The sequence below is a fragment of the Leifsonia sp. fls2-241-R2A-40a genome (assembly GCF_030209575.1).
Taxonomy (GTDB): Bacteria; Actinomycetota; Actinomycetes; order Actinomycetales; family Microbacteriaceae; genus Leifsonia.
In genome coordinates, this window is the sequence record NZ_JARVRS010000001.1 from 605,924 (window position 1) to 628,252 (window position 22,329).

17 protein-coding genes are annotated in these 22,329 nt (G+C 71.2%); all 17 read right to left on the reverse strand.

Features of this window, described 5'->3' with window-relative positions:
- Positions 1–40: 40 nt before the first annotated feature.
- The 17 genes from QRN40_RS02960 to QRN40_RS03040 all read right to left on the reverse strand — a co-directional run bounded on the left by QRN40_RS02960 (position 41) and on the right by QRN40_RS03040 (position 22,318).
- A complete protein-coding gene (locus tag QRN40_RS02960; RefSeq protein WP_285113992.1) occupies positions 41–604 on the reverse strand; it encodes a hypothetical protein in 564 nt (187 codons plus the stop codon).
- Positions 605–658: 54 nt separating this feature from the next.
- Positions 659–2,476: a DUF4012 domain-containing protein gene (locus QRN40_RS02965; protein WP_285113993.1), complete on the reverse strand. Its 1,818-nt coding sequence runs from the start codon at positions 2,474–2,476 to the stop codon at positions 659–661.
- 142 nt (positions 2,477–2,618) lie between these two features.
- A complete protein-coding gene (locus QRN40_RS02970) occupies positions 2,619–3,926 on the reverse strand; it encodes a UDP-glucose dehydrogenase family protein (RefSeq protein ID WP_285113994.1) in 1,308 nt (435 codons plus the stop codon).
- A 46-nt stretch (positions 3,927–3,972) separates the two neighbouring features.
- Positions 3,973–4,647: a thymidine kinase gene (locus tag QRN40_RS02975; protein ID WP_285113995.1), complete on the reverse strand. Its 675-nt coding sequence runs from the start codon at positions 4,645–4,647 to the stop codon at positions 3,973–3,975.
- Between the two features lie 54 nt (positions 4,648–4,701).
- Entirely contained in the window at positions 4,702–5,406 is a 705-nt protein-coding gene (locus tag QRN40_RS02980; RefSeq protein ID WP_285113996.1) for a response regulator transcription factor, read from the reverse strand.
- A complete protein-coding gene (locus QRN40_RS02985; RefSeq protein WP_285113997.1) occupies positions 5,403–6,644 on the reverse strand; it encodes a hypothetical protein in 1,242 nt (413 codons plus the stop codon). Before QRN40_RS02985 ends, QRN40_RS02980 begins: the two co-directional genes overlap by 4 nt.
- Positions 6,641–7,858, reverse strand: coding sequence for a sensor histidine kinase (locus QRN40_RS02990; protein ID WP_285113998.1), 1,218 nt, complete (start codon positions 7,856–7,858; stop codon positions 6,641–6,643). Before QRN40_RS02990 ends, QRN40_RS02985 begins: the two co-directional genes overlap by 4 nt.
- 92 nt (positions 7,859–7,950) lie before the next feature.
- The gene (locus QRN40_RS02995) at positions 7,951–9,138 is read right to left on the reverse strand and encodes an Rv2578c family radical SAM protein (protein WP_285113999.1); all 1,188 of its coding nucleotides are present in this window, start codon (positions 9,136–9,138) and stop codon (positions 7,951–7,953) included.
- A 27-nt stretch (positions 9,139–9,165) separates the two neighbouring features.
- Positions 9,166–10,779: an ABC-F family ATP-binding cassette domain-containing protein gene (locus QRN40_RS03000; protein WP_285114000.1), complete on the reverse strand. Its 1,614-nt coding sequence runs from the start codon at positions 10,777–10,779 to the stop codon at positions 9,166–9,168.
- Between the two features lie 214 nt (positions 10,780–10,993).
- A complete protein-coding gene (locus tag QRN40_RS03005) occupies positions 10,994–12,469 on the reverse strand; it encodes a malate:quinone oxidoreductase (protein ID WP_285114001.1) in 1,476 nt (491 codons plus the stop codon).
- 116 nt (positions 12,470–12,585) lie between these two features.
- The gene (locus QRN40_RS03010) at positions 12,586–13,671 is read right to left on the reverse strand and encodes an aspartate-semialdehyde dehydrogenase (protein WP_285114002.1); all 1,086 of its coding nucleotides are present in this window, start codon (positions 13,669–13,671) and stop codon (positions 12,586–12,588) included.
- A gap of 73 nt (positions 13,672–13,744) precedes the next feature.
- Positions 13,745–15,031: an aspartate kinase gene (locus QRN40_RS03015; RefSeq protein ID WP_285117428.1), complete on the reverse strand. Its 1,287-nt coding sequence runs from the start codon at positions 15,029–15,031 to the stop codon at positions 13,745–13,747.
- Positions 15,032–15,270: 239 nt separating this feature from the next.
- Complete coding sequence (gene recR, locus QRN40_RS03020; protein ID WP_285114003.1) at positions 15,271–15,867, reverse strand: recombination mediator RecR; 597 nt, start codon at positions 15,865–15,867, stop codon at positions 15,271–15,273.
- Positions 15,868–15,870: 3 nt separating this feature from the next.
- On the reverse strand, positions 15,871–18,372 hold the full coding sequence (locus QRN40_RS03025) for a DNA polymerase III subunit gamma and tau (RefSeq protein ID WP_285114004.1): 2,502 nt from the start codon (positions 18,370–18,372) through the stop codon (positions 15,871–15,873).
- 48 nt (positions 18,373–18,420) lie between these two features.
- Positions 18,421–19,668: an acyl-CoA thioesterase/bile acid-CoA:amino acid N-acyltransferase family protein gene (locus QRN40_RS03030; protein ID WP_285114005.1), complete on the reverse strand. Its 1,248-nt coding sequence runs from the start codon at positions 19,666–19,668 to the stop codon at positions 18,421–18,423.
- Entirely contained in the window at positions 19,665–20,969 is a 1,305-nt protein-coding gene (locus QRN40_RS03035; RefSeq protein WP_285114006.1) for an acyl-CoA thioesterase/bile acid-CoA:amino acid N-acyltransferase family protein, read from the reverse strand. Before QRN40_RS03035 ends, QRN40_RS03030 begins: the two co-directional genes overlap by 4 nt.
- A complete protein-coding gene (locus tag QRN40_RS03040; RefSeq protein WP_285114007.1) occupies positions 20,966–22,318 on the reverse strand; it encodes an acyl-CoA thioesterase/bile acid-CoA:amino acid N-acyltransferase family protein in 1,353 nt (450 codons plus the stop codon). The genes QRN40_RS03035 and QRN40_RS03040 overlap by 4 nt, the downstream gene beginning before the upstream one ends.
- Between the last annotated feature and the right edge of the window lie 11 nt (positions 22,319–22,329).

Sequence of the window (22,329 nt, forward strand, 5' to 3'; positions counted from 1 at the left end):
CAGGAAGGTCCGACCGGGAATCGTCTTGAGGGGTGTGGTGTCAGGAGGCCTTGAGCTTGCGGACCCAGCCGACCACCGCGAGGGCGATCAGACCGAGGACGACGAGCGAGCCGCCCATCCATGCCGCCCAGGTCGCGACGACCGAGCCCGTGTGGGCCAGCCCGTTGCTGCTTCCCGGGTCGAGAACCGTGCTCGCCTGGTCGGCCGGAAGGACCGTCAGGGTCGCAGAGCACTCGTGGCCGCTGGTCGCACCGTGTCCGACGACCGTGTAGGTGCCGGAGGCGTCAGCGGGGAGCTTGACGGCGAGCACATCGCTGCCGTCTGCGTTGGACTGCTTGGTGAAGTGCAGCGTGCTGGGTCCCGTCTGGAGGGACGCGAGGGTGAAGGACCCTCCATCCTGTCCGTTGACGGTCCAGTCGATGGACTCACCAGGTGCCCAGGTGCCCGGCACGCAGATGAGGGTGGCGCTGCCACCGGTCTGCACCACGCTCACGTCGAACTGGCATTCGGCGCCGTGTGTGTAGGGGACAGCATTAGCCGCTACGGGAGCCGCAAGCAGCAGCCCCGCGGTCACGGCGACAGCCGCCAGGATTTTCTTGAACATCGGCCCGCCTTTCTTCTTGGGGCCCGGCTCACGGTCGGGGTAGTTGAGTAATTCTCACTTTACGACGGAAGAGCACTGCACAACAATGGGCTTGACGGTGTTCTGTGCCCCCACATCGGGGGTGGATCCGTCCCCGGGGAGCGTGGGAGTGGTCACGACGCTCAGATTCGCCGCCGACTGCTGCTCATTGAGGAACTGGACCGTGACGGTCTGCGACTCCCCCGGCGCGAGCTGCACGGTGAAGAGGCTCACCGGACGCGAGCGGTCGAGGCCCGACACGGTCGGCAGATTCTTCCCGTCGCTGAGGGTCGCCGCCAGGAGGCCGCCGGTGGGTCCGTACACGGCGACGCGGGTCTTGATGAAGCCGGGAGTGACACCGTAGGTGCCGCCGCCGGTCACGAACTTCGGGAGGGACGTCGCCGCGTCCGCGGGCGCGTGGTTCGTGAGCGTCACCTGAACGACGGTCGACGGCTTCCCGTCGGCTCGGCAGACCGCCGAACCGGCGGCGACGGAACTGCCCAGGTAGTAGTCCATCTTCGAGCCGGTCGCGTCGTTGAAGTAGACGCCGATCCCGGCGGTGGAGAGATCGGATTCGGGCAGGCCGCCCGCGAGAGTGGTCTGGCCGAGGATCTTCTGATCGCTCGGATGCGCGCTCCAGATGAGCACGCGGCGCGACTCGCCGGCGTCGGCCAGGGCGCTCACGAGCTTCTTCGAATTGACATCGCCCGAGGACAGCCGGTCGAACACCGCCCGCGCCGCTGAGGCGAAGAAGTCGTCCTGCTGCGCGGGCTCCGCGTAGCGCTGGTAGACATCGCTGAGCAGCAGTTTGACGGCATTCTGCGACGTGAGCCGATCGCCCGTCGGGAGCGTCACGGGACCGGTGGACTTCAACAGCCCGCTGAGCACGACCGGGTCCACGGCGATGACGCCGTCGATCTGGTCGCCGTAGGTCGTCGTCCACATCCGGGATGCGGTGGCGGCGGCCAGCGGGAAGTCGGGCGTCAGGTTGGCGTCCTGGAAGAACCGCCCGACGAGCGGGCCGTAGAGGCCCGTGGTGGCGACGGGGACGTCCGCGACCGGCGCATCCCAGGGCCCGATGGAGGTTCCTGCGGCCTGACGCAGGAGCTTGAGGGAGCCGTTCTCCGCATGGACGAGCGCAACGGCTCCGATGAGCCCGCCGGTGGAACGCAGTTCTGCGGGGTTCTGGGCGGCCAGCAGGTAGTCGCGGGGACCGGCGGCGCCGAGCATCGAGGGAAGGAGGCGGGCGGCGTTGTCGATGGCGTCGATCTGCGGCGCCGCGTGATCGAGGACGCCGTGCAACCGGTCGATGCCGCCGGCGACCGGGCTGAACAGCGCGCCGGTCTCGATGGCCGCCACGCTCGCCCGTGCGGCAGTGAAGGCGGTCGCCGCCTTGGCGACCGCCGGCTGTGCGGCCGAGATCGGGGCGAGGTCGATGCGGCCGTCGTGGATCGCCAGCGCGCGGAGGTCGACGGCGGCGCCGGCGGCGACGAGCGGCCCGACGACGTGCGAGGCGACGGAGTCGGAGGCCGCGGCGGCCGTCCGCACAGCGCCGAGGTTCGGACCGATCCACGGGATGCCCTCCGCGGTCATCCAGATCGGGTCGGAGGTCAGGCTCGCGGCAGTGTGGGTGTGGCTGCTCAGCTCGTCCGAAGCGCGGCGGGCGGCGGCGAGGTCGCCGCTGGTGATCGCCGTCTTGATCGTGTCGGCTGCGGGCACCGCGTCGTTGAGCGCTCGCTGCGCCAGATAGCCGCGGACGCAGATCCAGACGATCGCGAAAAGCAGGATGATGCCGATGCCGACGAGCACGCCGATGGCAACGGGGTGGCCGAGCCGCCATCTCCGTCGGGGCACTCTGGGGGGTGCTTCTGCGGGACGCGGCGGCGCGTCAGGGTCGGTCAGACTTGTCGCCATGCGTCAAATCTAACAAATCCTCACTTTTTTGGCGTCCCCCAATACGGGAGTGCCCGAGGATCGGCCAGCGGCCGGGGAGCGGTCAGCGGCCGAGGCCGCGATACGTCCAGCCTGCGGCGCGCCAGGCGGCCGGATCGAGGGCGTTCCGTCCGTCGATCACCGTTCGCTGAGCGACAAGGGCGCCGAGCGCCTCCGGGTCGAGTCCCGTGAACTCGGGCCACTCCGTGATCAGCAGGACCACATCCGCATCCCGGACGGCCTCTTCGGCACTCTCGGCGAACGCGAGGCCGGGCGCCCGCCGACGCGCGTTCTCCACCGCCTGCGGATCGGTCGCGGTCACGATCGCACCGGACTCGGCGAGCCGCATGGCGATCTCGAGAGCCGGCGAGTCGCGGATGTCGTCGGAGTGCGGCTTGAAGGCGAGACCGAGCACGCCGACGCGCACGCCCTCCAAACGGCCGGTCTCCTCGCGCACCATGTCGACGACCCGGGCGCGGCGGCGCAGGTTGATCTTGTCGACCTCGTCGAGGAACTGCAGCGACTCCCCCAGGCCGAGCTCGCGGGCGCGGGCACTGAAGGCGCGGATGTCCTTCGGCAGGCATCCACCACCGAAGCCGACCCCGGCGTTCAGGAACCGGCGCCCGATGCGGGCGTCGTGGCCGATCGCGTCCGCCAGCTTCGTCACATCGGCGCCGGTCACCTCGGCGATCTCGGCCATCGCGTTGATGAACGAGATCTTGGTCGCGAGGAAGGCGTTCGCCGAGACCTTCACGAGCTCTGCCGTCGCATAGTCCGTCACGATGACCGGGGTGCCCGTCGCGACGGCGGAGGCGTACACCTCGTCGAGCAGACGAGCGGCGCGCTCCCCCGGCTCGCCGTCCGGGACACCGTAGACGAGACGGTCGGGGCTGACCGTGTCCTTCACCGCGAATCCTTCGCGCAGGAACTCGGGGTTCCAGGTGAGGGTCGCGCCCGGCTGCTTCTCGGCCACGAGAGCAGCGAGCCGGGCGGCGGTGCCGACCGGGACGGTGCTCTTGCCCACGATGAGATCGCCGGGCTTCGCGTACTCGAGAAGGGTCGCGAATGCGGCATCCACGAAGCGCATGTCGGCTGCGTCACCGTCCGCGGCCTGCGGGGTGCCGACGGCGACGAAATGCACGTCCGCGTCAGCCGCAGCAGCGAAATCCGTCGTGAACCGCAGTCGCCCCGACGCCGCAGCGCCCTCCAGCACCTCCGGCAGCCCGGGCTCGAAGAACGGCGCCCGGCCGGCGGAGAGCGAGGCGATCTTCGCCTCGTCGACGTCGATGCCGACGACGTGGTGACCCAGGTGGGCCATCGAGGCGGCGTGCACGGCCCCCAGGTAGCCGCAGCCGATCACGGAAATTCTCATGTGTCCTGTTCCTTCGGGTGGTTCGGGCCTTCGGGCGGAGCGGGCCTCAAGTGAAATCGGGGTCGGGCTCGTCGACATAGGCGGGTGCTGCATCGACGGGCCAGTGCCGGCGGCCATTGTTGAGGACGCCTCGGCTTTCCTGAAGGTAGCAGTTGCCGCAGAGCGACTCGTAGGACACCGACGCGCCGTCGATCGCGACCTGGTCGCCGTCGAACACGAAAACGCCGTCGATCTTCCTGGCGTTGAAGATCGCCTTGCGTCCGCACCGGCAGATCGTCTTCAGCTCCTCGAGGCTGTGCGCCACCTCGAGAAGGCGGCGGCTGCCGGGGAAGGCGACCGTCTGGAAGTCGGTGCGGATGCCGTACGCGAGCACCGGGACGCCGTCGAGCAGCGCGATGCGGAGCAGATCGTCGACCTGAGCCTCGGTGAGGAACTGCGCCTCGTCGACCAGGAGCGCGCTGACATCGGTGTCGAAGCGCTTGATGGTCCGCTCGCGGTGCCGCTGGAAGGCGCCGTACGCATCGGTGTCCGGTGTGATGAGGAAGTCGACCTCCCGGGTGACCCCGAGGCGCGAGAGGATGCCCAGGTCGCCCTTGGTGTCGATCGACGGCTTCGCGAGCAGGACGCGGTGACCGCGCTCCTCATAGTTGTACGCGGCCTGAAGCATAGCCGTGCTCTTACCGCTGTTCATCGCGCCGTACCGGAAATACAGTTTTGCCACGCACCGATCCTATGCGGGAGCGGAGGATGAACGCCGCGACGCCGCGATGCCGCGTCAGGTGAGGTAGCCGTCCTCCGCTGCGCGCCGGATCAGGTCGGCCCGCGAGCTCGTCGGACGCCCGGCCTTGCCGTACTTCTCGCGCACGCGCCGCAGGTAGGTCTTCGCCGTCTCGTACTGGACGTTCATCGCGCGGGCGACCTCCGAGGTGGTGCGTCCGTCCGCGTACAGCACCAGCGCCTGCCGCTCCCCGTCGCTGAGCCGGGGCCGCGCCGATTCCGGGATGAGGGGCTTGGGCCGCCACGCGGTCGGCGCGGGGGCGCTCCGGCCGGCGCCGCGTCCGGAAGCTGAGAGCGCGGCCGCCACCAACTCGGTCATCGGCTGCGATTTCGTGACGTAGGCGACGGCGCCTGCGGCGAGCGCCGCATCCCGGTCCTCAGGAGTGTCGACGGCGCTCAGGATGACGACCTTCGCGCCGGCAGCGCGACAGGTGCGCACGCGCGCGCCGATCGAGACCGACTCCTTCAGCTGCAGATCCATGATGACGAGGTCGGTCGGGAAGGCGTCGCTGTGCACGAGTTCGAGCCAGCTGCCTGCGCGCAGGACGAGGTCGAACTCGGGCGCGTTCTTCTCGATCCAGGACGCCAGGCTGTCGAGCAGCAGTTCGTGGTCGTCGAGGATCGCCAGCCGGATCGGCGGCTCTGCGTCCCGCCCTCCGGACGGTGCGTTGATTCCCGGCTGTTCCGGACGGGTGCTCGTCATCGTCTCCTCGCTCCACGATCGAGATGGCCGCCTTCAGGGTAGGCGAAACGCACGGCCACCTGCCCCGCGCGAACGCGCATGGTGGCCTCCACGGCCACCGAGTTGAGGGAGCTGACCAGCGGCAGGAGCTCCCGTCGCAGCTCGGCGCGTGGCTCGTCGATGTCCGCCTCCAGGAGGAAGGTCGGCCGGGCGGGGTCGCTCGCGGTCACGCGGAGGCTGGTCGCGTCCAGGCCCGGTCGGGCGGCAACGGTGGCGATCAGGGCGCCGACGATGGCCCGCTGGTCGGCGTTCAGCACCCGTTCGAGGCGATACGGGTCGTCGACGTGCGCATTCGGCCCGTCCGAACTGGGCGGCCCCGGGTTCACGAGCCGGGGCGCGAGCGCCAGGTCGACCGTCTCTTCGAGCCATGTGCGATCGACGGCGCGGACGGACATGCCTCGGAGGCGGTCCGAGATCGTGCGAGCGTGCTCGATGTCCTCAGCCGTGACGGTTCCTGCCCGCACCAGTGCCGTGAGGAACGGCACGGCCTCCGTGTTCAGGGCGGTCATCCGCTCCTGGGCGATCATGCGGCCGGCGGCCTGCCGCAACTCCCCCTCGAGACGCGACTGTCCCTCACGGGCGACCTCGCGCCACCGCAGCGTCTCGCCGGTCAGGGTCCAGGCGTAGCCGGCGCCGCCCGCGGCGAGCGCGAGGATCGGCGTCGCCGCCACCGTGGCGTACACCACCGGGTTGTTGGCGATCACGATGGAGTGCTGCGCCGCGGCAAGACCGCCCACGACGAGCGCCGACACCACCGCGGACCCGGCCACTTCGCCGATCGGCCGGTAGAGCGGCATCGCGACCAGCAGCAGTGCGACAGCGATCTGACCCCAGTCGTCCTGGATGCGCTCGTTGCGACCCCACACGGAGGCGGTGAAGAGGCACCCGGCCGTCAGGGCGACACCGATCACCGAGAAGTGCGACCAGCGCCCGAACGGGGCGAAGCCCGGGTGCGTGCGGATGCTCGCCACGATCACGGCGAGGAGCAGCACCCCGATCGCGATCAGGGCCAGCGCGAGGTCGCGCACCTGGCCGGCGTGCCGGAAGGTCGAGAACACGGCGTACACGACGGCCACGGCGCCGAGCAGCGGGACGAGCAGCCACGCCGACTGGGCGCCGAGCGGGTCCAGCCGCTGGGGCGTGCGCTCGAGCGGGACCGATCGCGCCCCGACGATGGTGCGCGGATTGAGGGCGGTCATCCGGCGCGACCTCCGGGAACCGCGGCGCCCGGCTCGGTCGGGACGGTCAGGATGACGGTCGTGCCCACATCGGTGCTCGAATAGATGTCGACGGTCCCACCGACGCGGGCGATGCGATCGCCGACGGACTGGCGGAGACCGAGCCGGTCTCCGGCCGGCGCCGAGGCGGGGAACCCGCTTCCGGCATCCACCACCATCACCGACAGTGAGCCGGCGCCCGCAGACAGGGCGACCTCGGCGCTGGCGCTTCCCGAGTGGCGGACCACGTTCACGAGGCACTGGCGTACCGCGAGGCCCAACGCCCGGCGCGCGTCCTCGTCGAGGCGGGCGTAAGGCGCACGATCCCCGGAGATGTCGACGGTGAGGCCCTCGTCGCGCGCGGCCTCGATCGCCCGGTGCAGCTCACTGTCGTACCAGGGGTCGGCGTCGGCGAGGGCGGCCGCACCGTCGCCGGCGGGTTGCAGCATCCCCTCGGCCAGGCCGCGCAGGTCTGCTTCGATCCGCTGGGCCAGCCGCTCGTCCAGCGGGCCGGGCTGCGAGCGCGCGACTGCCGCGAGCTCGCTCAGCACGGTGTCGTGGAGGTCGGCCGTGGATGCGGCGACCAGCTCGCGACGCAGGTCGATGAGCCGGGCGTCGCGCACGGCACGGTGAAGCGCGGACTGCGCTCGCGAGCGCGTCCCGCGGGTCAACCCGTCGAAGGCGAGGACACCGACCAGCAGCAGGTACGCGCCGAGCGAGATGGCGTCCGGCACGTAGTCTCGGTCGGTCGTCGCGGCCGCGAGGATCACGGCGGCCTCGGCCAGTGCGAAGCCGAGGGTCGCCCACAGGATGCCGGCCGGCGCGCCCGTGCCGGTGCCACCGACCAGAGTCATCGCGACGACCGGCAAGGCGACGACGAAGAGATTGGTGTCGTGATACGCCGGGGTGCCCATGAACAGGGCGACGACGTAGAAGTAGGTGCAGACGGCGCCCACCAGCAGGTAGGAGATCGTCAGAGCGACGGTGCGGCCCCGTGCCAGGGCGAGCAGCAGGACGACCATCGGAGCGAGGACGAGCAGCGTCAGCCACGAGGTGACGTTGCCGTTGGCGAGGCTCGTGGTGGCGACGTTCACCACGGCCGCTGCCAGGCAGACCAGGCCGGCCCACCGCGCTGCCGTGGCCAGGGCGCGCGAGTTCGCGGGTCGCGCCAGGTGGCTGGGCAGGCCGAGTGACACGACGTCATCCCTTCCGGGACCGAGAACGGCTCGGTCCCTTCGGGATTATGGCATCGCTCGGCGGCGCTGTGTACCCCGGCCGGATGTACCCCTCAGAAGAGGGTCGGCTGCACGCCCAACCCTGTGAGCGATGCACTGACGATCGAGGCGGCGTCCGGAGCCTCCGCGGACGAGCCCGCGTGCCCGGCCGCGCGGGCCGCGCGGACCGCGTTCGACCCGCCGGAAGCGCTTCGCGCGGCAGAGCCGACCGGCTGCCGCTCCCCCTCGTCGTCGCGCAGCATCCCGAGCGCACTCGACCGGACGCCTCCGGTCAGAGGGTCCTCCTGCCCGCGTTCGAGCCCGTACGACCGCATGAGCGGCTTGATCCGCCCGGCGAGCCAGCGTCGGTACTCTTGCGGCGCGTACGTGCCGCGGCCGTACATGCGCCGGTACTGGGGCAGGAGTTCGGGATGCTCGCGTTCGAGCCAGAGGTAGAACCACTCCTTCACACCGGGCTTCAGATGCAGGGCGGAGTACAGCGCGTACGTCGCTCCGGCTTCCTTCGCCTGACGCAGGGCGTCGTCGAGGTGCGCCTTCGTATCGGTGAGGTACGGGATGATCGGCATGAGGAAGACGCCGCAATCGAGGCCGTGCTCGCGCACCGCCGTGACCGTCGCGAGCCGGGCCTTCGTGGTCGGAGTGCCGGGCTCGACCGATTGCTGCAACTCGTCGTCGTAAACCGCGATCGACATCGCCAGGTCGACCGGAACCCGCTCGTTCGCCTCGGCGAGGCGATCCAGATCACGTCGCAGCAGCGAACCCTTGGTCAGGATGCTGAACGGCGTCCCGGAATCGGCGAGGGCATCGATGATGCCGGGCATCAGCCCGTAGCGCCCCTCCGCACGCTGATACGGGTCGGTGTTCGTACCGAGTGCGACCGGATGGTGGGCCCAACTCGGCTTCGCCAGCTCTTTGCGCAGCACCTCGGCCACGTTCACCTTGACGATGATCTCGTTGTCGAAGTCCTTGCCCGAGTCGAGGTCGAGGTAGGTGTGCGTGGGACGGGCGAAGCAGTAGACGCACGCGTGCGAGCAGCCGCGGTACGGGTTGATCGTCCAGCCGAACGGCATGGGCCCTCCCCCGCCGGGGATCTTGTTGAGGGCCGACTTCGCCAGCACCTCGTGGAAGGTGATGCCGGCGAAGTCGGGTGTGCGCACGGAGCGCACCAGGTTGTTCAGTCGAGCGAGCCCCGGCAGCGCCGAGGGCTCGTCGACCGACAACTCCTGACCGCTCCATCTCATGCTTCCATTCGAACATATGTTCGAAGGTTAAGCAAGGTGCACCGTCTCCCCCTCCCATCCGGCGCGTAGCCAGCGGTCGTGGCTAGCCACCACGACCGCGCCGGGATACGCGCCCAGTGCCTCCTCCAACTCGGTGGCCAGGGCGAGCGACAGGTGGTTCGTCGGCTCATCCAGCAGGAAGAGGTGCGGAGGTCGCGCGATGATCAGCGCCAGCGCCAGACGGCGCTGCTGGCCGATCGAGAGCGCGCCGACCGGGCGGTCCAGATCGCGCGGAGCGATCAGGCCGAGGGAGGTCAGCGGCACCGTCTCCGCACGGCGGTCGCCGACAGCCGACTCGTAGACCCGGCGGGGAGTCGCAGACGGATCGCCGAACCGGACATCCTGTTCCAGCAGCCCGACCCGCAGTCCCTTCCGGCGCTGCACCGACCCCGACGGGGGATCGAGCCGCCCGGCGAGCACCGAGAGCAGCGTCGACTTGCCCGCCCCGTTCGCCCCCGTGATGAGGATCCGCGAGGCGGGAGCGACGGAGAGCTCGCCGACCTCCAGCCGCCCGGGGATGCGCACCTGTCTCGCCTGCACCAGCAGCCCGGAGCCGTCGCCCAGCACCTGGAACCCGGACGGGATGCCCGAGAAGCCCAGACGCGCCGGAGGCTTCCGCACCTGGGTGGTGCGCAACTCCTCGAGCCGCCCCTCGGCGTTGCGGATCCGGCGGGAGATCTGCCGGTCGAGCGCGTTCCCCTTCACCGACTTGACGAACTTGTCGTTGTCGCGCACCTTCCCGGACCAGGCGATAGAGCGCGCCGTCACCGCCGCCGCGTGCTCCAGCGCCTTCAGTTCCTGCTGCTCGTCGGAGAACTGCTTCTCCCACCGCGCACGCTCGGCCGACTTCTCGGCCAGATAGGCGCTGTAGCCGCCGCCGAACACCGTCGTCCCCGAGCGGGCGGGATCGAGGTCCAGCAGGCCGGTCGCGACAGCGTCAAGGAACGTCCGGTCGTGACTGGCGAAGACCACCGGGCCCGCCCATCCCCTCAACTGGCCCTCGAGGAAGGCCGCGGCCTCATCATCCAGATGGTTGGTGGGCTCGTCGAGCAGCAGCGCGTCCGGGCGTCCGAGCAGCAGAGCGGCCAGCGCGAAGCGGCTGCGCTGGCCGCCGGACACCTCGCTCAGCCGCCGGGCCAGCGGGATGCCGCCCACCCCGAGCCCGTCGAGCAGCTCGTCGCGGCGCGCATCCACGCTCCAGATCTCGGCGCGCTCCGCCGCCGCGAGGGCGGTGTCGTAGCGCGCCTCGGCGCCCGGCTCGCCCGCGCCCAGCGCCGTGGCCGCGTGCTCGAGCTCGCGCTCGATGGCGCGGACGGCCGCGAGGGACTGCTCGATCATGGCGCCGAGCGTGTCGTGCGGCTGGAACCGCACCTCCTGCCAGAGGAATCCGGTGCGCTCGGGCCGGGCGAGCACGCCCGCGTCCGGGACCTCGGCGCCGGCGAGCACGCGCAGCAGCGTCGACTTGCCTGCTCCGTTCTCGCCGATCAGGCCGAGCCGCGAACCCGGGCCGACCGTCAGCGAGACGTCGCTGAGCACACGGCGCTCACCGTAGGTCACGGAGACGCCTTCGGCGCGCAGGGGGGAGAGTGTGATCGTTGGCATGGGAACCGCCTTTCCGGGCGCTCCGAAGGAGCGGGTTCCCGCCGGGCGGTTTCCGTCGTGAGCGGCGCTGGAGCGCCCAGGTGCCTGACCGGGCAGCGCGGTGACCGAAGGGTCCTCACTCACATCGACGGCGCCTCAGGCGCGGGACGTCAGGAGGTTCTCACTTCATAGCGTGGACGACCATAACAGGTCGCCCACGCCCGTGTCCAGCGGTCTAGTTCGCGAGGTGCAGGGTCTCGGCGGTCGACTCGAGGACGCGCTTCGCCTCATCCGGCTTGTCGTTGAGCGTCGTTCCGACCGTCGGGATGAGCTCCTTGAGCGTCGGCAGCCAGCCGGAGAACCGGTCCGGGAAGCAGCGCTTGAGGAGGTCCACCATGATCGGGACAGCCGTCGAGGCCCCCGGGGATGCGCCGAGCAGGCCGGCGATCGAGCCGTCCTCCGCTGCGACCACCTCGGTGCCGAACTGCAGCACGCCGCCCTTCTTGGGATCCTTCTTCATGACCTGGACGCGCTGGCCGGCGGTGATGAGCTCCCAGTCCTCGCTCTTCGCGGTGGGCATGAACTCCTGAAGCGCCTTCATCTTCTTCGCCCGGTTGGCGAGCACCTCGCCGACGAGGTACTTGATCAGGTCGAAGTTGTCGCGGGCAACGGCGAGCATCGGCCCCAGGTTCCCCGGACGGACCGAACCGGGGAGGTCGAACCAGGAACCCGTCTTCAGGAACTTGGGGCTGAATCCGGCGTACGGGCCGAACAGCAGCGACGCCTGGCCGTCGACGACGCGCGTGTCGAGGTGCGGGACGGACATCGGCGGGGCGCCGACGGCGGCCTTGCCGTAGACCTTCGCCTGATGCTGCGCGACGATCTTCGGGTCGGAGGTGCGGAGGAACTGGCCTGAGATCGGGAAGCCGCCGAAGCCCTCGATCTCGGGGATGCCCGACTTCTGCAGCAGGTGCAGTGCACCACCGCCGGCGCCGACGAACACGAAGCGCGCCGTCGCGACGTGCGACGTGTTGCCCACTTCATGACGGACCGTGAGGCGCCAGAGGCCGTCCTTCGTGCGCTTGATGCGGCGGACGGAGTGGTTGAGCGCCAGCTCGGCGCCGTTCTCGACGAGGTTGTCGATGAGCGAGCGGGTGAGCGCGCCGAAGTCGACATCGGTGCCCGAGGTCTGCCGAGTGGCGGCGATGCGCTGCTTCGGGTTGCGCTTCTTCGTCAGCAGCGGGGTCCACTCGCCGATGACCGCCGGGTCCTCGGAGTACTCGATCCCGGCGAACAGCGGCTCGTCCTTGAGCGCCTCGTAGCGCTTCCGCAGGTAGCGGACGTTGTCGCGCCCGCGGACGAACGTCATGTGCGGGGTCGAGTTGATGAACGTGTTCGGCTCGGGGAGGTCGCCCGCGGCCACGAGGCTGGACCAGAACTGGCGGCTGAGCTGGAACTGCTCGTTGATGCTGATGGCCTTGGCCGGGTCGACGGTGCCGTCGGAGGCCTCGGGCATGTAATTCAGCTCGCACAGGGCAGCGTGACCGGTGCCCGCGTTGTTCCATGGATTCGAGGACTCCTGGGCGACTTCGCCCAGCCGCTCGTAGATCCGGATGCTCCAGTCGGGCTGCACACGCTGGATCATGGCCCCCAGCGTGGCACTCATGATGCCGCCGCCGATCAGGACGACGTCGATGGGAGAATTGCTCACCCGACAATCCTATGATGCGGCGGCAGGACGGCGGCTCCGAGACGGCGGCCGAGGCGCGGCGCCCGCAGTTGTCTCGATGTCGAGACAACCGCGGGACCGCGGCCGGAGTACCGCGATCAGGCGGTGACGGGGTTCGAGAGACGCTCGGCGACCAGCTCGGCGATCTGCACGGCGTTGAGGGCAGCACCCTTGCGGAGGTTGTCGTTGCTGATGAACAGCGCGATCCCGCGGCCCTCGGGAGCGCCCTCGTCGGCGCGGATGCGGCCGACGAAGCTCGGGTCGCTTCCTGCCGCCTGCAGCGGCGTGGGGACGTCGGTGAGCTGCACGCCGGGAGCATCCGCCAGCAGCTCGGCGACCCGCTCCGGGCTGATCGGCCGCGAGAACTCGGCGTTGATCGACAGCGAGTGGCCGGTGAAGACGGGCACGCGCACGCAGGTGCCGCTGACCAGCAGTTCGGGGACGCCGAGGATCTTGCGCGACTCGTTGCGCAGCTTCTTCTCCTCGTCGGTCTCGTTCAGCCCGTCGTCGACGATGGAGCCGGCGAGCGGGATGACGTCGAACGCGATCGGCCGGACGTACTTGACGGGCGCGGGAAGCGTCACGGCGGATCCGTCGTGGACGAGGTCGAGGAGGTGCTCGTCGGCGACCGCGGCGCGTGCCTGCTCGGCGAGCTCCTCGGCGCCGGCGAGCCCGGAGCCGGAGACGGCCTGGTAGGTGCTCACGACGAGCCGGGAGAGGCCCGCTTCGTCGTGCAGCGGCTTGAGGACGGGCATCGCCGCCATGGTCGTGCAGTTCGGGTTCGCGATGATGCCCTTGCGCGCATCCGCGATGGCGTCCGGGTTGACCTCGGACACCACCAGCGGCACATCCGGGTCCATCCGCCAGCCGCTGGAGTTGTCGATCACGATGGCGCCCGCCTCGGCGAACCGCGGTGCGTGCGCCTTCGAACCGGTCGCACCGGCCGAGAACAGGGCGATGTCGATGCCGGAGACGTCAGCGGTCGCGACGTCCTCGACCGTGATCTCCTGCCCCTTGAAGGGCAGCGTGGTCCCGGCCGAGCGGGAGGAGGCGAAGAAGCGGATGCTCTTCACCGGGAAGGCGCGCTCCTCGAGCAGGCGGCGCATGACGCTGCCCACCTGGCCGGTCGCGCCGACGACGGCCAGTCGCACGCCGTTGCTGTCGAAATCGGTGAACTCGGTCATGTCAGCCCCTTCGGGTCGTTGGGAAGGAGAACCGGTATCGTCCGGCGCCCATTCCCGTTTCAGGAATTCGGGCCTAGCGGCCGGTGCCGGCGTAGACGACGGCCTTCTCGTCGCCGTCGAGGCCGAAGGCGGTGTGCACGACGCGGGCCGCCTCGGCCACCGTGTCGGCGCGCGTCACGACCGAGATGCGGATCTCGCTGGTGGAGATCATCTCGATGTTGATGCCGGCGTCGTAGAGCGCCTCGAAGAGCTTCGCGGACACGCCGGAGTTGGTGCGCATCCCGGCGCCGACGAGGGCGAGCTTGCCGATCTGGTCGTCGTACTGGAGCGACTGGTAGCCGACCTCGTCGCGCTCGGCGGTCAGGGCGGTCAGCACGCGCTGGCCCTCCGACTTCGGCAGCGTGAAGGAGATGTCGGTCAGGCTGGTCGCGGCGGCGGAGACGTTCTGGACGATCATGTCGACGTTGGCGTTCGCCTTCGCGACGATCTTGAAGATCTGGGCTGCCTTGCCGGGCACGTCGGGAACGCCGACGACGGTGATCTTGGCCTCGCTGAGGTCGGTGGCCACGCCGGAGATGATGGGCTCTTCCACGGTTCCATCCTTCTTGGCGGCCTCGGCGGCCGCTGCTTCATTGAGCACGTACGTGCCCTCTTTGTTCGAGAACGAGGAGCGCACGTGCAGCGTCACATTGTGGCGGCGCGCGTACTCGACGGCGCGGATGTGCAGCACCTTGGCGCCGGCCGCGGCCAGTTCGAGCATCTCCTCGCTGGTGATGCGGTCGATCTTGCGCGCGAGCGGAACCTGTCGCGGGTCGGAGGTGAAGACGCCGTCGACGTCGGTGTAGATCTCGCACACCTCGGCGCCGAGCGCGGCGGCGAGGGCGACGGCGGTCGTGTCGGACCCGCCGCGGCCGAGCGTCGTGATGTCGCGGGATTCGCGGCTGAAGCCCTGGAAGCCGGCGACGATGGCGATCGCGCCCTCGGTCAGCGCATCCTGGATGCGGCCCGGCGTGACATCGACGATGCGCGCGGAGCCGTGCTGGGCGTCGGTGATCATGCCCGCCTGGCTGCCGGTGAACGAGCGTGCGTCGTACCCCATGCTCTTGATCGCCATGGCGAGCAGCGCCATCGAGATGCGCTCGCCCGCGGTGAGCAGCATGTCCAGTTCGCGCGGTGCCGGGATCGGCGTGACCTCATGAGCCAGGTCGAGGAGTTCGTCGGTCGTGTCGCCCATCGCGGAGACGGCGACGACGACCTCGTTGCCGGCCTTGCGCGTCTCGACGATCCGTTTCGCGACGCGCTTGATGCTCTCCGCTGTCGCGACGGACGAACCGCCGAACTTCTGGACGATGAGGGCCACAGACACTCCTGAACTCACGGGCTTCCCATCCTACCGGCCGGGATATCACGGTTCCTTCATGTGACGGCGGGCGGCCAGCTGGATCGGGAGGCCGGCGCTGGGCGGGTGCGCGGAAGGGAGGAAGTCCGGGTGACGGGACGGCGCGTCGGCGGGGAACGGAGGAAATCCGGTGTGCGGCGGGCAGGGAGTTCCTCCCTTCCGGACGAGGGAGGGCAGGGGGACGGGGACGAGCCGGGGGGTCAGGAGACCTGGCGGCGGCCCTCGAAGGCTCGGCCCAGGGTGACCTCGTCGGCGTACTCGAGGTCGCCGCCGACGGGCAGGCCGGAGGCGAGGCGGGTCACCCGGATGTCGAGGGTGACGAGCAGCCGGCTGAGGTATGTCGCGGTCGCCTCGCCCTCGAGGTTCGGGTCGGTCGCGATGATGACCTCCTGAACGGTGCCGTCGGCGAGGCGCTGCATGAGCTGCCGGATGCGGAGATCGTCCGGGCCGACTCCGTCGATCGGGCTGATCGCGCCGCCGAGCACGTGGTACAGGCCGCGGAACTCCCGCGTGCGCTCGATGGCGACGACGTCTTTCGCCTCCTCCACCACGCAGATCAGCGTCGGCGTGCGGCGCGGGTCGCGGCAGATGGAGCAGGTGGCCTGCTCCGAGACGTTGCCGCAGATCTCGCAGAACCGGACCTTGTCGCGCACCTCGAGCAGCACCTCCGCCAGGCGCGTGACGTCGAACGTCTCGGTCTGGAGGATGTGGAATGCGATGCGCTGGGCGGACTTCGGGCCGATGCCCGGCAGCCGCCCGAGCTCGTCGATCAGCTCTTGGACGATGCCTTCGTACACCGGCTACCTCATTCCCGGGGTGGGAGGCGCGGGCTGCTCCTCGATGAACGTGGCGCCGAGGATCTCACGCACCACGGCCTCCCCGTAGCGCTGCGGCTGCTGGAACGTCGGCGTGCGGGAACCGGCGGCCGGGGCCGACGATCCGCGCGGCGCGCGCGCCTCGCGGGAGGATGCGGCCGGACGGGAGGGCGCGGCGGACGTGGCCTCGGCCCAGTCGCCGGACGGCTCGTCGGGAACCGGGGGCTCGAACGGCGGCTCCGTCTCGGGCGGCGGGACGTCGTCGAACGGAGGCTCGTCGAACGGAGGCTCGTCGAACGGAGGCTCGTCCGCGGAAGGCGCTGCAGGGGCCGGGATGGCGCGGGCGGGCGTCGCGGGCGCAGCAGCGGGCGACGCGGCGGGAGCGGTATCGGGAGCTCCAGCGGGACGTTCGAGCGTCACCACGGTCGCGGCGGTGACCGCCGTGGACGGTCCCGACGGCTCGGACGGCTCGGACGGCGCAGAAGGGATCGTCACGGTCGCCCATTCCGTCACGACCGCGCCGGCGGGCGTGGCGGCCGCAGCAGCGCCGGCCGTCGCGCGCGCAGCGGGGGCTCCCGCAGACGACGCGCCGCTCGCAGCGCCGGCGTTGCTGGTCGACGCATCACGCCGGGCAGACGGCGCAGCGGGTGCGACGGTCGCCGGGGCAGAGGGCTCCGCGCCCGGCCACGTCTCCGCCGTGGGGGCTGCCGGAGCGCCGCCCGACGGCCGCGGCGAGCCGCCCGAACCCGGGGCGGAGTCGGCACGGGCGATGAACTTCACCCGGATGCCGAGCACGTCGACGATCGCCTGACGGAGGTATTCGCTGACGCCGAGCGAACCGCCCGCGTCCGGCTGACGGAAGCTCTGCACATCGTTGTCGCTCGGGAAGGAGAGGGTGAGCACGTCACCGTTGAGCGAGCGGACCTGGGCGGTGAAGACGACCATCCACGCGCTGCGCTTGGCCCGCTGGACGGCGTCGAGGATCTGCGGCCAGGCGTCCTTCACCTGTTGCGTCGTGACCGGCCCGACCGGGGCAGCAGCAGTGGCGTCCGAGCGTTCGGAGGTGGTCGCGGGCTCGGTCGCCGACTCGGCGGCGGGCTCGGACGCGGCGGGCTCGGACGCGGCGGCGACCGCCGGAACGGCCTCGTCGGCGGCCACGGGAGCAGCAGACGCCGGAGCAGCCGGCGCAGACGCGACCGGCGCAGCAGCGGCAGGTGCCGACGCAGCCGGCGCAGCAGCCGCAGGCGCACGCGAACCGCTCGCCGCGGGCGCTACCGGGGCGCGCTCCGCACGACCGGCCGGCTCGGACCCGATCGCGTCGCTGACGCCGACCCGGCGCTCCAGCCGCTCGACCCGAGCGAGCGCGCCACGCTCGCTCTCGTCGCTCGACGGCACGAGCACGCGGGCGATCATGAGTTCCAGATGCAGGCGCGGCGACGTGGCGCCGGTCATCTCGGTCAGCGCAGCGTTGACGATGTCGGCGGCACGGCTGAGCTCGGCGGCACCGAACTTCATGGCCTGCACGCCCATCCGGTCGAGTTCGTCCTGCGGGACTCCGCGCAGCACCGCCGCGGCACCCTCGACACTGGTCGCCGCGACCACGATGAGGTCGCGCAGACGCTCGAGCAGGTCTTCGACGAACCGTCGGGGATCCTGCCCGGTCTGGATGACGCGGTCGACCGCCGCGAACGCCCCGGCCGCGTCCCGTGCGGAGATGGCGTCGATCACGTCGTCGAGCAGAGCCGCGTGGGTGTACCCGAGCAGGGCGACGGCCCGCTCGTATTCGATGGCGCTGCCCTCGGACCCGGCCATGAGCTGGTCGAGCAGCGAGAGCGTGTCCCGCGGCGACCCGCCTCCGGCGCGCACGACGAGCGGCAGCACGCCCGGGGCGACGGTCATGCCCTCGCTGTCGCAGAGACCCTGGACGTACTCCAGCATCTGCGCGGGCGGGACGAGCCGGAACGGGTAGTGGTGGGTGCGGGAGCGGATGGTCCCGATGACCTTCTCAGGCTCGGTCGTCGCGAAGATGAACTTCACGTGCTCCGGCGGCTCCTCGACGATCTTGAGCAGCGCGTTGAAGCCCTGCGGCGTCACCATGTGCGCCTCGTCGAGGATGAAGATCTTGAACCGGTCGCGAGCGGGAGCGAAGATCGCACGCTCGCGGATGTCGCGGGCGTCGTCGACGCCGTTGTGGCTCGCCGCGTCGATCTCGACGACGTCGAGCGATCCGCCGCCGTCGCGACTCAGCTCGATGCAGCTGTCGCATTTGCCGCACGGAGTGTCGGTCGGACCCTCGGCGCAGTTGAGACAGCGGGCAAGGATGCGCGCCGACGTGGTCTTGCCGCAGCCGCGGGGACCGGAGAACAGATAGGCGTGATTCACCCGGTTCGTGCGCAGCGCCGTCATCAACGGCTCCGTCACCTGGGACTGGCCGATCATCTCGGCGAAGGTGTCGGGCCGATAGCGGCGATACAGGGCGGTTACCACTCACACATGCTACTCATCGCCGCCGACATTCGGCTGGGCTGCGGGCGTTCAGGGGCCGCGGACGTTCAGCGCCCGGCCGATCGCCGACCAGAGCGAGACCCGGGCGTCCTCGGTGGGCTGCGCCTGCGGGGCCGGGGGCAGGTCCAACGGCGTGTACGGCGGCAGGTAGAAGGCGTGCGTGGCCTGCGGAGCGCGGACGTACGCGTCGCCTCCGCGAGCGGGCCGGACGGTCGCCGCGACGTCCATCCAGGTGCAGCCGTTCCCGAGCTGCTCGTCCTGGCCCGCGCATCCCAGCACCACCGGGCCTGGGATCCGCGCGAGGTCGAGCACCGACGACGTGGTGACCTCCCGCGTGCCGCTCACGCAGGGCACCCAGGCTCCGCCGACGGTCACCGCCGGTCCGGGGACAGGCGACGGGCAGACCAGTCCCGTCGTCCCCGCGGGCGCGATGGCGCCGTACACGAGTTCGGGATGCGCGACCGCCGTCCAGAGCGCCAGTTGCGCCCCGCGGGAGGTGCCGAAGACGAAGATCCGTCGTGGGTCGACCCCCGGCTGCGAGCGCAGCCAGTTGAGCGCGGCGACCACGCGCTCGGCCGGCAGGGTGCGCACCGGGCCGAGCTGACCGGCCGACCCGTAGGTCGAGAGCGCGAGCGCCGGGTAGCCCATCGCCGAGAGGGTGGATGCGGCCAGCACCCCCGTCTCGATGTCCGGCTCGGTGCCGTCGAAGACCAGGAGCGCCGGTCTCGGCGCACCGACCGCCCTCGACGGCTCGAAGTAGTCGCCGGTGATCCCGTCGTCGAAGACCGCGCGTGACGGGGCGACGGACGACAGGCCGACCCGATGCAGCCGCCGGGCGGCGATCCGCCGACCGTCGATGACCGCATCCACGTCGACGGTGACCGTCGCGCCTCCCCACTGCTGGGGCGAGGTGGCCTGCTCCCCGTGGTCGCCCAGCAGCGACCAGAACAGCCCCATCCCGTCCGCCCCGGAGAACGGCGCCTCGACCGGCACCTCGCGGTCGAGGTCCACCACGCCCGATGACGGCACGACATAGGCGGCCTGGGAGCTCCACGTCCCGCCCGACGTGCCGTCGGGCGCTTGCGGTCGCGCGGTCGCGCGGATGGTGACGCGGCCGCCCGGCGGGAGCGACACCAGGCGCAGGTGCACCGGTTGCCAGATGCGGCTCGGCTCCTCACTCACCTCGAGGCGTGGACCGCCTGCGCCGGGCGGCCCGCTGCATCCCACCAGCGCGCCCAGCGCCAGTGCGAGCAGTGCGGCCGCCAGCTTCCGTCTCATGGTCGGACCGCCCCGGTCAGCTTCCCGAGCACGAGCTGCCAGAAGGCGGTCCGGGCGGTCTCGGTCGCCTGAGCAGTGGCCGGCGGGAGGTCGCTGAGCCCGATGGGGAGCAGCGGCGGCGTGGTGATGTCGTGGCCGGCGTTCTGGGCGTAGAGGAACGCATCCCCGTCCTCCTCGCCGCGCGCCGACTCCCCCGCCCTGGTCCAGTCGCAGGCCGTCGGCAGCAGCCGGTCCGCCGTGCCGCACGCCAGCACGAGCGGTCCCGAGATGCGCTGCAGCGGGAGGATGTCCGTCCCGGCGATCGTGCGCTCGGGGTTCGCGCACGGCAGAGGGCGGCCGTGCTGGATCAGCAGCGGGCTGCCCGCAGCGGACGTGCACTGCAGCGCGGTCGCCCCCGTTGCCGCGAACGCCCCGTGGATGCGGTCGGGATCGTTGGCGGCGAACCACAGCGCCAGGGATGACGCCCGGCCCGTGCCGTAGACGAAGATCCTGTCCTCGTCGACGATGGGCAGCGACGAGAACCAGCTGAGCGCCGAATCGAAGGTCTCGACCGAGAGCGCCGCGGAGCCCGGGATCTGCCCGGCGGGAACGAACGCGGGCAGGACGAGGACGGGGAACCCGGCGGAGGCGATCATCCGCGCGGCGAAGGCGCCGGAGGCGCCCCCGTCGTCGCCGTCGATGAGGATGACGCCCGGCCGCAGGTCGACCGGTGTCGGCACCGAGTCGACGAGCCGCCCCACCCGTGCCGTCGGCGCGAACCCGGACGCCTCCGGGTCGCCCGTCGCCTGAACATCGCTGCCCAGCACATCCCGATCGGTGGTCCCCGCCGCCAGCGGCGCGCGATGCAGCTGCGCCGACGCGACCTGGCGCCCCTCCTGCTCCGCCGAGAAGCGGACGTCGAACGCCCCGAACGCCCACTGCGCCTCCAGTTGCTGCTGGCTCAGCGAGGGTCCCTTCAGGCTCCACAGCAGCCCAGCGCCGTCGGGCGACGGATAGGGGGCCGCCAGCGGCTCCTGCGCCCACAGCCGGATCCGGCCGTTCGCCGGGACGTCGTACACCGCGCGGGACGACCACGCACCCGCAGGGGTCGTGACGCGGGCGGTGAGCACGACGGTCTCCGCCGGTTGCAGACCCGCGACTTGGATGGCGACCGGCTCGGTGGTCCGGTCGGCGAACCGGCTGAAGACGAAGCGCGCCCCACCGCCGGCCGCGCCCGCGCAGGCCGAGAGCAGCAGTGCGATGATCGCACCGACGACGGTCAGCCCGAGGGCGCGACGCCTCTGCCTGGAGCCGCGCGTCACTCGAGCACCGCCCTCAGGATGGCGCGGCCGACCGCGTTCCAGAAGTCGATGCGCGCCTGCTCGGTGGGCTGTCCGCCGACGGCCGGAAGCGCGAGCGGCAGCCCGGGAGGGACGGACACCGCATGGGTGGCTCCGGCCGCGTAGATCGTCGCATCCCCCGTCCGCGGACCGCGGGTCGCGGCGAGCGCCCGCTGCCAGGCGCACGCATCCCGGAGCACCTCGTCCCGGAGTCCGCACGCCAGGACCACCGGGCCGGCGACACCGTCGATGGGAGGGATGAACGACGGCACCACGGTCCCCGCGTCCGACAGGCACGGCAGGCCCGACGCGTTCTCGAACGCGGGAGCGACGCGGGCCGCGGGCAGGCAGAGCAGCGCAGGGCTGCCCCCCGCCACGAACAGCCCGTGGACGAACGACGGGAAGCGGGTGGCCGCCCAGAGCGCCAGCTGCTCCGCGACACCGGTGCCGTAGACGAAGACGCGGTCGTGCTGGATGTCCGGGCGCTGCGCCAGCCAGTCGAACACGGCCTGCACCGTGGTGTCCGAGATGATGCCGGTGGAGCGGATGCCGTCGGCGGCCGGGGCGACGGGGATGCGCAGGACCGACGCCCCGAAGGCGGCGATCAGGGGCCCCGCGTAGTCCGCCGACGCGCCGGGAGAGGGGTCGTCGAACATGAGCACGGCGGGCACCTGCGGGCGCTCGAGGCTCGCGGCGCTGTAGAACGTGCCGAGCGGCACATCCTCGTGGGTCTGGTGGGGCAGCCGCGGGTCGATGGCCGGCCGCAGGTCGCGCGTGTAGATGGTGCGCACGGACAGCGACGCGGCGAGCCCGGAGAGGTCGAAGCGACGGGAGGCGACCACGCGCTCGCCGTCCGACGCGGTCAGCGTGAGGTGGATCGCGTCGAACATCCACTGCCGGGCCGCCGTCGGCTCCGAGAGCTGGGGCCCGCGCAACGACCAGAACAGTCCAGCCGAGTCCGCCTCGGCGAACGGCGCCAACTGGGGACGCGCGCGGGCGAGGTCGAGGGTGCCGGAGGCGGGCACGGTGTACATCGCGGCCGACGTCCAGGTGCCGTGCGCTGTCGAGAGGAGGGAGCGCAGTCGCAGGTGGGCGCCCGGCTCGACCCCGACCAGTTGCAGGGGCGCCGGCCACAGCACCGCGCTGTAGCGCACCAGCGGCGGCGTCACGAATCGCGGACCGCCGTCGCCCACAGCGGTGCCGCAGCCGGTCAGCGCCGCGGTCGCCAGCAGCACCACCGCGAGGGCGGAGGCGAGGGTGCGGCCGAGGCGCGCGCGCGAGGCAGCTCGCGGCATCCCCTGCCGTCCGTCCTCGCCGCGCCGTCGCCGCATGGCCTCTGCTC